General features: G+C 71.0%; 8 protein-coding genes. 4 read left to right on the plus strand and 4 right to left on the minus strand.

The features are described 5' to 3' along the window. The first annotated feature begins 45 nt into the window (after positions 1–45). Positions 46–1563, plus strand: coding sequence for an amino acid permease (locus ACS3YM_RS07685; protein ID WP_439939483.1), 1518 nt, complete (start codon positions 46–48; stop codon positions 1561–1563). Positions 1564–1656: 93 nt separating this feature from the next. Here the strand turns inward: ACS3YM_RS07685 and ACS3YM_RS07690 are convergent, their stop codons facing one another. Together ACS3YM_RS07690 and ACS3YM_RS07695 are read right to left on the minus strand one after the other, a co-directional pair. Next, positions 1657–3732, minus strand: a complete 2076-nt coding sequence (locus tag ACS3YM_RS07690) for a 3-hydroxyacyl-CoA dehydrogenase NAD-binding domain-containing protein (RefSeq protein WP_439939484.1) — start codon at positions 3730–3732, stop codon at positions 1657–1659. Then, positions 3729–4928, minus strand: a complete 1200-nt coding sequence (locus tag ACS3YM_RS07695) for a thiolase family protein (RefSeq protein ID WP_439939485.1) — start codon at positions 4926–4928, stop codon at positions 3729–3731. The genes ACS3YM_RS07690 and ACS3YM_RS07695 overlap by 4 nt, the downstream gene beginning before the upstream one ends. Before the next feature lie 116 nt (positions 4929–5044). On the opposite strand from ACS3YM_RS07695, the gene ACS3YM_RS07700 reads away from it, so the two are divergent. Together ACS3YM_RS07700 and ACS3YM_RS07705 are read left to right on the plus strand one after the other, a co-directional pair. Beyond that, entirely contained in the window at positions 5045–5989 is a 945-nt protein-coding gene (locus ACS3YM_RS07700) for a PAC2 family protein (RefSeq protein WP_439939486.1), read from the plus strand. Continuing rightward, the gene (locus tag ACS3YM_RS07705) at positions 5989–6855 is read left to right on the plus strand and encodes an acyl-CoA thioesterase (protein ID WP_439939487.1); all 867 of its coding nucleotides are present in this window, start codon (positions 5989–5991) and stop codon (positions 6853–6855) included. The genes ACS3YM_RS07700 and ACS3YM_RS07705 overlap by 1 nt, the downstream gene beginning before the upstream one ends. A gap of 65 nt (positions 6856–6920) precedes the next feature. On the opposite strand, the gene ACS3YM_RS07710 is transcribed toward ACS3YM_RS07705, so the two are convergent. Beyond that, on the minus strand, positions 6921–7814 hold the full coding sequence (locus ACS3YM_RS07710) for a MaoC family dehydratase (protein WP_439939488.1): 894 nt from the start codon (positions 7812–7814) through the stop codon (positions 6921–6923). Further along, a complete protein-coding gene (locus tag ACS3YM_RS07715) occupies positions 7814–9148 on the minus strand; it encodes a 3-oxoacyl-ACP reductase (protein ID WP_439939489.1) in 1335 nt (444 codons plus the stop codon). The genes ACS3YM_RS07710 and ACS3YM_RS07715 overlap by 1 nt, the downstream gene beginning before the upstream one ends. A gap of 222 nt (positions 9149–9370) precedes the next feature. Here ACS3YM_RS07715 and ACS3YM_RS07720 point away from each other — a divergent pair, with 222 nt between their 5' ends. Further along, positions 9371–10651, plus strand: a complete 1281-nt coding sequence (locus ACS3YM_RS07720) for an acetyl-CoA C-acetyltransferase (protein WP_439939490.1) — start codon at positions 9371–9373, stop codon at positions 10649–10651. Positions 10652–10775: the final 124 nt, after the last annotated feature.

A 10775-nucleotide genomic window follows, 5' to 3' on the forward strand; every position in this document is an offset into this window, starting at 1 on the left:
CAGCGTGGCTCGACGGCAACCGCCGTGGAGTTCTAGGTTGCTGGGATGAGCCTCTTCCGCACCAAGTCAGTCGAGCAGTCGATCGCCGAGACGGAAGAACCCGAGCACCGCCTGAAGAAGAACCTCGGCGCGCTCGACCTCACGATCTTCGGCGTCGGCGTGATCATCGGTGCCGGCATCTTCGTCTACACCGGGCTGGTGGCGGCGTCGAACGCCGGGCCGGCGGTGTCCCTGTCCTTCCTGATCGCCGGGCTCGCGTGCGGGCTCGCCGCCCTCTGCTACGCCGAGTTCGCCTCGACGGTCCCCGTGGCCGGGAGCGCGTACACCTTCAGCTACGCGACCTTCGGTGAGCTGATCGCCTGGGTCATCGGCTGGGACCTCGTCCTCGAGTTCACCGTCGGCGCCTCGGCGCTGGCGGTCGGCTTCTCCGGCTACCTGCAGTCGGTGCTGGAAGGCACGCCCCTCGAGATCCCGGCGTCCGTCGCCTCGGCCAGCGACGGCGTCCTCAACCTGCCGGCGATCGTGATCACCCTGGTCTGCGCCGCGGTCCTCATCGGCGGCATCAAGCTCTCCAGCCGGGTCAACCAGATCGTGGTGGCGATCAAGCTGAGCGTCGTCGCCCTCGTGATCGTCGTGGGCATCGCCTACATCAAGACGTCCAACTACACCCCGTTCATCCCGCCGCGTGAGGCCTCCGCCGGGAGTGAGGCGTCGGCGTGGAAGACGCCGCTGATCACCTCCCTCTTCGGCCTCGAGCCGGCGGTCTTCGGCATCGCCGGCGTGATCGCCGGCGCGGCGATCGTGTTCTTCGCGTTCATCGGCTTCGACGTCGTGGCGACCACCGCCGAGGAGACCAGGAACCCGCAGCGCGACGTCCCGATCGGCGTCCTGGGCTCGCTCGCCATCGTGACGGTCCTCTACATCGCGGTCTGCCTGGTGATCACCGGGATGCAGTCCTACAAGGACATCGATCCAGACGACGCGGCACCGCTGGCCACGGCCTTCGAGAAGGTCGGCCTGCACTGGATCTCCGACCTCATCGCCATCGGGGCGACCATCGGCCTCACCGTCGTCGTGCTGATCCTGCTGATGGGGCAGACCCGGGTCGCGTTCGCCATGGCGCGCGACGGTCTGCTGCCGGTCAGCCTGGCCCGGGTCCACCCGACGTTCGGGACGCCGTACCGCATCACGGCGCTCACCGCGGTCATGGTCTCGCTCCTGTCGGGCTTCGTGCCGTTCGAGACCCTGGGCGACCTGGTCAGCATCGGCACGCTCTTCGCCTTCATGCTGGTCAGCATCGGGGTCCTGGTGCTGCGCAAGACCCGGCCCGAGCTGCCGCGGGCGTTCCGCGTCCCCGGGATCTGGGTGGTCGCCACCGGCTCGGTCCTGCTCTGCGGCTACCTCATGCTCAACCTGATCGCCGAGACCTGGGTCCGCTTCCTCGTGTGGATGGGGATCGGCCTGGTCGTCTACTTCGCCTACGGCCGCAGCCACTCCCGCCTCGGCCGCGGCGACTACGACCGCCACACTCCGGCGACCACCACGCGCGACGCCGGCGCCTGACGGTCGTACGCCGACACGGCGAGGGGCGGTGCCCCAGCCACGTTCCCGACGTACGGAATGTGGCTGGGACACCGCCCCACGAGGCTTGGCTGATCAGTGGAAGCGGCGACCCGTCGCCTTCTCGGAGATCCCGGCGACGTCGAGGAGGAAGGTGAGCCCGCCGTTCCAGAACGAGAACCCGGCGCCGGTGATCATGGCCAGGTCGATGTCCTGCGGAGCGGCGACGACGCCCTCGTCGAGCATGAGGCGCGCCTCCTCGGCGAGGCCCGACAGGGTCTTCTCGCGGACCTCCTCCGCCGTCAGCACGACCGGCGAGGCCGGCTTCTCGAGCAGCTCCTCGACCTCGGGGTCGAGGCGGCCGTCGGGACCGTAGTAGGCCGGCTTCCGCGCCGCCACGATCCGCTCGAGGGCGGGGGAGACGTAGAAGCGGTCGGGGAAGGCGCCCTTCAGCGTCTCGTTGTTGTGCAGCGCGATGGCCGGGCCGACCAGCGACAGCAGCACGAACGGCGGCATCGGGGCGACCCCGGCGAAGGCGCTGTCGGCCACCTGGACCGGCGTGCCCTCGTCGACGATGCGTCCGACCTCGCTCATGAAGCGGCCGAGCAGGCGGTTCACGATGAAGGACGGGCTGTCCTTGACCAGGATCGAGGTCTTCTTCAGCGCCTTGCCGGTGGCGAACGCCGTGGCCAGCGTCGCGTCGTCGGTCGCGTCCCCCTTGACGATCTCCAGCAGCGGCATCACGGCGACCGGGTTGAAGAAGTGGAAGCCCACGACCCGCTCCGGGTGCTCGAGGTCGGCTGCCATCTCGGTGATCGAGAGGGAGGAGGTGTTGGTGGCCAGCACGCACTCCGGCGACACCACCTTCTCCACGTCCGCGAAGACGGTCTTCTTGATCGCCATCTCCTCGAAGACGGCCTCGATCACGAAGTCGGCGTCGCCGAACGCGACCTGCTTGTCGGTCTCCCCGGACACCAGCGCCTTGTGGCGGTTGGCCTTGTCCGGGTTGATCCGCCCCTTGGCGAGGAGCTTGTCGATCTCGGCGTGCACGTAGGCGACGCCCTTGTCGGCCCGCTCCTGGTCGAGGTCGGTCAGCACGACCGGCACCTCGAGGCGGCGTACGAAGAGCAGCGCGAGCTGGCTGGCCATCAGGCCCGCGCCCACGATGCCCACCTTCGTCACCGGTCGCGCGAGCGACTTGTCGGGGGCGCCGGCAGGCCGCTTGGCCCGCTTCTGCACCAGGTCGAAGGAGTAGAGCGAGGCGAGCAGCTCGGCCGTCTGCGACATGGCCTCGAGGGCGTCGTCCTCGGCGGCGAAGCCGGCGTCGCGGTCGGAGTCGCGAGCGGCTGCGATGAGCTCGACGGCCTTCTTCGCGGCCGGCGAACCGCCACCGGTCTTCGCCGCGACGATGCCCTCGGCGCGCGCGATCGCGGCGTCCCAGGCCTCCCCTCGGTCGACCTCGGGGCGCTCGACGACGATCTCGCCCTTGAGCACGGCGGCTGCCCAGAGCAGCGACTGCTCCAGGAAGTCGGCGCCGTTGAAGACCGCGTCGGCCAGCCCGAAGTCGTACGCCGCCTGCCCGCCCAGCGTCTTGCCCTGGTTGAGCGGGTTCTCGAGGACCAGCGTGACCGCCTTGTCGGCACCGACGAGGTTGGGCACGAGCCACGCGCCGCCCCAGCCGGGGACCAGCCCGAGCATGACCTCGGGCAGGCCGAGCGCGGGAGCGGAGTCCATCACGGTGCGGTAGGTGCAGTGCAGCGCCACCTCGAGCCCGCCGCCGAGCGCGAGCCCGTTGATGAAGCCGAACGACGGCTTGCCGCCCTCGCCCAGCTTGCGGAAGACCGCGTGGCCGAGCTCGGCCACGGTGCGCACGGCGTCGGGTCCGCCGCCCTGGATCGAGGTGAGGTCGGCGCCGGCCGCGAGGATGAACGGCTTGCCGGTCACCGCGACGGCGTCGATCGAGTCGTCGGCGAGCGCCGCGTCGATCGCGGTGTTCAGCGCGAGCAGCGAGGCCGGGCCGAACGTGTTGGGCTTGGTGTGGTCCTCGCCGTTGTCGAGGGTGATCAGGCCGAAGGTCGCACCGGACACGGTGACCTTGCGCAGGTGGGCCTGCGTGACGCGCTCGGCATCGGACACGATCGCCTGCGCGCGCTCGAAGATGGTGGTGCTCACTTGGTTGCTCCGTTCCAGTGCGGGTTCTCCCAGATCACGGTGCCGCCCATGCCGATGCCGATGCACATGCTCGTGAGGCCGTAGCGGACCTCGGGCCGCTCCTCGAACTGGCGCGCGAGCTGGTTCATCAGGCGTACGCCGGACGAGGCCAGCGGGTGGCCCATCGCGATCGCGCCGCCGTAGGGGTTCACCCGGGCATCGTCGTCGGCGATGCCGTAGTGCTCGAGGAAGGCGAGCACCTGCACGGCGAACGCCTCGTTGACCTCGAAGGCCTGGATGTCGTCGATCGTGAGGCCCGCGAGCCTGAGTGCCTTCTCGGTAGCCGGGATCGGGCCGGCCCCCATCACCTCGGGCTCGACGCCGACGAAGGCGTAGGTCACGAGCCGCATCTTCACCGGCAGGCCGAGCTCGCGCGCGGTCTCCTCGTCGGCGAGCAGCGCGGCGGTGGCGCCGTCGTTGATGCCGGCGGCGTTGCCCGCGGTCACCTTGCCGTGCGAGCGGAACGGCGTCTTGAGGCCGGCGAGGGACTCGAGCGTCGTCTCCGGTCGCATCGGCTCGTCCGTGGTCGCCAGGCCCCAGCCGTCGTCCGCCGAGCGGGTCGCGACAGGCACCAGGTCGGGCTGGATCTTCCCGGCGTCGTAGGCCGCCTGGGTCTTCTGCTGGCTGCGCACGGCGTACTCGTCGACGCGCTGCTTGGTGATCGTGGGGTAGCGGTCGTGCAGGTTCTCGGCCGTCTTGCCCATCACGAGGGCGTCGGGGTTGACGATCCGCTCGGAGAGGATGCGCGGGTTGGGGTCCACGCCCTCACCCATCGGGTGGCGCCCCATGTGCTCGACGCCGCCGGCGATGGCGACGTCGTAGGCACCGAAGGCGATGCCCGACGCGGTGCTCGTCACCGCGGTCATCGCGCCGGCGCACATGCGGTCGATCGAGTAGCCGGGAACGCTCTGCGGCAGCCCGGACAGCAGCGCAGCGGTGCGACCGAGGGTGAGGCCCTGGTCGCCGATCTGGGTCGTGGCCGCGAGGGCCACCTCGTCGACCCGCTCGGGAGGCAGGGACGGGTTCCTCCGCATGAGCTCGCGGATGCACTTGATGACGAGGTCGTCGGCGCGCGTCTCGGCGTACTGGCCCTTGGCCTTGCCGAACGGTGTGCGCACGCCGTCGACGAAGACGACCTCACGCTGTGGACGGGACACTGGCTACTCCCAGGCTTGGCGGACAGGGTGGCGACAGGTTACCCCTCGGTAACAATGCCTGCCCAGACTGCCGGGTGTGTGTCGGGTCACTGGCGTGGAGTCACTAGGGTTGCCCCATGGCCGAACGACTCGTGCACATCGTGGACGGCGCCGAGGTCCTCGCCGACGCCGGGGACCTCACGCTCGTCTGCGTGCTGACCGGCTTCCTCGACGCCGGCAAGTCCGCGGAGCTCGCCGCCGCACACCTCTCCGGCCTCTCGGACGGCAAGGTCGTCGCCACCTTCGACGTCGACTCGCTGCACGACTACCGCGCCCGTCGCCCACCGGTGACGTTCATCCGCGACCACTACGCCGACTACGAGGCCCCGCGCCTGGTCGTCCGCGCGCTTCGCGACTCCGGCGGTACGCCGTTCCTGCTGCTGGCCGGACCCGAGCCCGACATCCGGTGGGAGGCCTTCGCCCGCGCCGTCCGTGAGGTCGTGGCGCACTTCGGCGTCTCCCGCGTCGTGAGCCTGGGCGCGGTGCCGATGGCCGTGCCGCACACGCGTCCGATCGCCATCACGCCGCACGCCAACCGTCCCGAGCTGGTCCCCGGCGAGAGCCCGTGGCAGGGCGAGCTCCGCGTCCCGGCGAGCGCGCAGGCGCTGCTCGAGATCCGGCTGGGGGAGTGGGGGCTCGACGCCCTCGGCTTCGTCGCCCACATCCCGCACTACCTGGCCCAGATGGAGTACCCCCAGGCCGCGCTCGTCCTCCTCGAGCACCTCGAGATCGGCGGTCACCTGACCATCGACCTCAGCGAGCTGCGCGAGGCGGCCGAGATCACCGAGACCGAGGTCGACCGCTACCTCTCCACCCACGACGAGGTCGGCGAGGTGGTCCGCGGGCTGGAGCAGCAGTACGACTCCTTCCGTGAGGCCGAGGCCGCCGGCAGCTCGCTCCTGGCAGGCGACGGACCGCTGCCGACGGGCGAGGAGATCGGCCGGGACTTCGAGGCGTTCCTCGCCGAGCTGGACGACCAGTCCAAGGACGACGGCGACGACCCCGGCTGGGAGGACCGCTGATGGCGGGCAGTGCCGACGAGCTCGCGACCCTTCTCGAGCTCGAGCAGCTCGAGGTCGACCTCTTCCGCGGCGCGCAGGCGCGCACCGAGCGCCAGCGGGTCTTCGGCGGCCAGGTCGCCGCGCAGGCCGTGGTGGCGGCGACCCGGAGCGTCGAGGGGCACTTCGTCCTGCACTCGTTGCACTCCTACTTCCTGCGCCCCGGCGACACGTCGGTGCCGATCGTCTACGACGTGGAGCGCATCCGCGACGGGCGGTCGTTCGCGACGCGCCGCGTGTCCGCGCGCCAGCACGGCCGTCCGATCTACTACATGACCGCCAACTTCCAGATCCCCGAACCGGGTCTCGAGCACCAGGACCGGATGCCGGAGGTGGTCGGGCCGGAGCACGGCCTGCCCCTCGTCGAGCTGGCACGCGAGCGCAGTCCCGAGTCGGCCGAGGAGTGGGAGCGCGAGTGGGCGGCCCTCGACGTCCGCCACGTGGGCGTCACCGGCCGGGGCATCCCCGACGACCCGGAGCACCCGGCCCGCGCGCGCCTGTGGATCAAGGTCGACGGCACGCTGTCGGACGACCCGACGATCCAGGCGGCGGCCTTCACCTACGCGAGCGACCTGACCCTGCTCGGCGCGGCCCTGGTGCCGCACGGCATCCACATCGCCTCGCCCCGCCTGCAGCCGGCGTCGCTGGACCACACGATCTGGTTCCACCGGCCGTTCCGCGCCGACGAGTGGTGGCTCTACGACCAGTTCTCGCCGTTCGCCGGCGGCGCACGCGGCCTGGCCCTGGCACGGGTCTTCTCGCAGTCGGGCGAGCTCGTCGCCACGGTGGCCCAGGAGGGGCTCATCCGGGTGCGCGACGACCGCGCCTAGCGCCCACCCCGGATATCTGAGGACGTGGTGAACGGATTCTCACGTCGATCCCGTTCGTGACGTCCTCAGATATCTGGGGTCGCGGAGGTCGTACGACCGAGCAGGTGGGGGGAGCCGTCCTTCGGGCTCGTCATGGCAAAGGTCCAGCCCGCGTCGTCCTGTCGGGCCGCGAAGGCAACCGTGCTCGGGAGGAAGACCGGCTTCTTGAAGGCGACCTCGACGGTGACGGCCTCGGGCAGGCGGTTCTCGATCGCGGCGACCGAGCGCGCCTTGGTCCACATGCCGTGGGCGATCTGCCGGGGGAAGCCGAGCGCCCTGGCCGTCAGCGGGTAGAGGTGGATCGGGTTGGCATCGCCGGACACCGAGGCGTAGGTCCGGCCGAGGTTGGCCGGCAGGCGCCACTCGACGCCGCCGGTGGGCGCGTCGAGGATCTCGAGGCCGGGGGAGACCTGGCCCTCGATGGTGCGACCGCGACGCAGGTAGGTCGAGGTCGACTCCCAGGCGGTCTCGCCGTCGGCCGACACGGTGGTGACGAAGTCGAGGAGCACGCCCTTGGCGTGCGGGCGCGGGGCGCCCACGGCCGTCGTCACGTCCAGTGCCTCGCCGACGCGGACGGCGCGGCGGGCGGTGATGGTGTTCTCGACGTGCACCATGCCGATCGCCGGGTAGGGGAACGCCGGGTCGCTCATGATCGCCATGTGCAGCGGGAAGGCGAGCATGTGCGGATAGGTGAGGGGTACGACGTCCTTGCGCGGGAAGCCGCACACGGCGGCGTACGCATCGACGCGGGCACGCTCGGCCACCACGCGCTCGCGGCGGTAGGCGAGACCGGTGAAGTCGCGTGCGGAGCCCTTCCGGACGCCGGGCAGCTGGTTGACGCCGGGGACGGCCGGGAGCGCGGCACGCACCAGGGTGCTGAGCCCGCCCGGCTCGCCGGTGAGGGTCTTCGCGTCGCTCATCAGGCGCCCAGCATCATCTGGCCGCACACCCGGACGACGTTGCCGTTGACGGCGCCCGACCCGGCGCTGGCGAACCACGCGATGGTCTCGGCGACGTCGACGGGCAGCCCGCCCTGGGACATGGCGTTGAGCCGCTGGCCGACCTCGCGGGTCGCGAACGGCACCGCCGCGGTCATCTGCGTGATGATGAAGCCCGGGGCGACCGCGTTGACCGTGATGCCGTGGTCGAGCTCGTCGCGCAGGCTCTCCACGAGCCCGATCACGCCGGCCTTGGACGTCGCGTAGTTGGTCTGGCCGACGTTGCCGGCGATCCCGGCGATCGAGGCGACGCCGATGATGCGGCCACCGGCGTTGACCACGCCGGAGTCGAGGAGCTCACGGGTGATCAGCTCGGGGGCGGTGAGGTTGACCGCGATGACGCTGTTCCAGCGGTCCTCGGCCATGTTGGCGAGCTTCTTGTCGCGGGTGATGCCGGCGTTGTGCACCACCACGTCGACGCCGCCGTGGTGCTCGCGCAGGTGGTGGGCGATCCGCTGCGGGGCGTCCTTGGCGGTGATGTCGAGGACGAGGTGGTCGCCGTCGAGCTCGGCCATCAGCGCCTGCAGCTCGCTGGCCGCCTGGGGCACGTCGACCCCGACGACCGTGGCGCCGTCGCGGTGCAGCACCCGGGCGATCTCCTCGCCGATCCCGCGGCTGGCTCCGGTGACGAGCGCGACCTTGCCGGCCAGCGGCCGGGCCCAGTCGTCGACGGCGTCCGTCGAGGTCTGGCCGTGGGCGCCGATGCGCACGACCTGGCCCGAGACGTACGCCGACTTGGGCGAGAGGAAGAACGCGAGCGTGGAGGCGATGGCTCCGTCCGCGGCGGGAGCGACGTACGCCAGCTGCACGGTGCCACCGCGGCCGATCTCCTTGCCGAGCGAGCGCGTGAAGCCCTCGAGCGCGCGCTGGGCGACGCGCTCCGAGCCCGACGTGGTCTCCGGCGGGGTGCCGAGCACCAGGACGCGGGGGCAGGTCTCGAGGCGGCGCATCAGCGGGGTGAAGAACTCCTGCAGGGCGACCAGCCCGGCCGTGTCGGTGATCCCGGTGGCGTCGAACACCAGGGCCTTCGCGCGGGTGTCACCCTCGAGCGTGGCGGTGGAGGCGATCCCCAGGCCGTCCAGCGTGGTGGGGAGCACCTCGCTCAGGCGGCCGGACCCGCCGAGCACGACCACGCCGTCGACGAGGGGCGCACCCTCGGACCACCGCTCCAGCGGGGTCGGGTTGGGCAGGCCGAGGTTCTTGACCAGCAGCTTGCCGATCGGGGTGGACACGAAGCCCTGGTAGCGGTCGCTCATGTGGCGGGATCCCTCTTCAGTGCGTGTGGTGGCGTGTGGTGCCGTGCGTTGTGCAGGCAGGTGGTGCACATGTAACTCTGTGTGAAACTGCGAGTCCAGATTTCGTGACGTGCCCCTCACACCGTTGGCGAGGAGGCGGTCTGCGGCAAGGATAGGAGCCGACGTCCGTCCATCGGTCCGACCGATGTGCTCAGTTACCTTCCGAGTCCCCTGGAGCCCGCCATGCAGCCCAAGACCCGCCCCGTCGCCGTCGTCGGCGGCAACCGCATCCCGTTCGCCCGGTCCAACACCGTCTACGCCGGCGTCTCCAACCAGGAGATGCTGACCGCGGCGATCGACGGCCTCGTGGACCGGTTCGGGCTGCAGGGGGAACGGCTGGGCGAGGTCGTCGCGGGAGCGGTGCTCAAGCACTCGCGCGACTTCAACCTGACCCGCGAGTCGGTGCTGGGCTCCAAGCTCGCCCCGGAGACGCCGGCGACGGACATCCAGCAGGCCTGCGGCACCGGGCTGCAGGCGGCGATCCAGGTGGCCAACAAGATCGCCCTCGGCGTGATCGACGCGGGCATCGCCGGTGGCACCGACACCACCTCGGACGCCCCGGTTGCGATCAGCGACAAGCTCCGCAAGAAGCTCATGAAGGTCAACTCCGCGAAGGACACCGCGAGCCGGATCAAGGCGCTCGGTGCCATCCGTCCCGGCGACATCGGCCTCGACATCCCCCAGAACGGTGAGCCCCGCACGCGGCTCTCCATGGGCGAGCACGCCGCGCTGACCGCCCTCGAGTGGCGGATCACCCGCGAGGCGCAGGACGAGCTGGCCGCGCGCTCGCACCACAACCTCGCCCGCTCCTACGACGAGGGCTTCCAGGACGACCTGATCACGCCGTTCCGTGGCGTCGCGCGTGACAACAACATGCGCCCCGACTCCTCCGTCGAGAAGCTCGCCACCCTCAAGCCGGTCTTCGGCAAGGGTGCGGCCGCGACGATGACCGCCGGCAACAGCACCCCGCTGTCCGACGGCGCCTCGGCGGTGCTGCTCGCCACCGACGAGTGGGCCGAGGAGCGCGGGCTGCCCGTGCTGGCACACCTCGTGGACGCGGAGACCTCCGCGGTCGACTACGTCAACGGCCACGAGGGCCTGCTGATGGCGCCGGCCTACGCCGTGCCGCGGATGCTGGAGCGCAACGGCCTCACCCTGCAGGACTTCGACTACTACGAGATCCACGAGGCGTTCGCCTCGCAGGTGCTGTCGACCCTGGCCGCCTGGGAGGACCCGGTGTTCTGCAAGGAGCGGCTGGGCCTCGACGCCCCGTTGGGCTCGATCGATCGCGACAAGCTCAACGTCAACGGCTCGTCGCTGGCGGCCGCGCACCCGTTCGCCGCCACCGGCGGCCGGATCATCCCCGTCGCCGCCAAGCTCCTCGCCGAGAAGGGCCAGGGTCGCGCGCTGATCTCCATCTGCGCCGCCGGCGGGCAGGGCGTCGTCGCCATCCTGGAGCGCTGACCGGGCACTTCCTCGCGCTGCAGGGCGCTGACCGGGCACTTCCTCGCGCTGCTGGGCGCTGACCGGGCACTTCCTCGCGCAACCTCCGCGAGGAAGTGCCCTTTCGGGCTGTCCCAGCGCGAGG

The sequence above is a fragment of the Nocardioides sp. N13(2025) genome, from assembly GCF_051912545.1.
In the GTDB taxonomy this organism is placed as follows: domain Bacteria; phylum Actinomycetota; class Actinomycetes; order Propionibacteriales; family Nocardioidaceae; genus Nocardioides.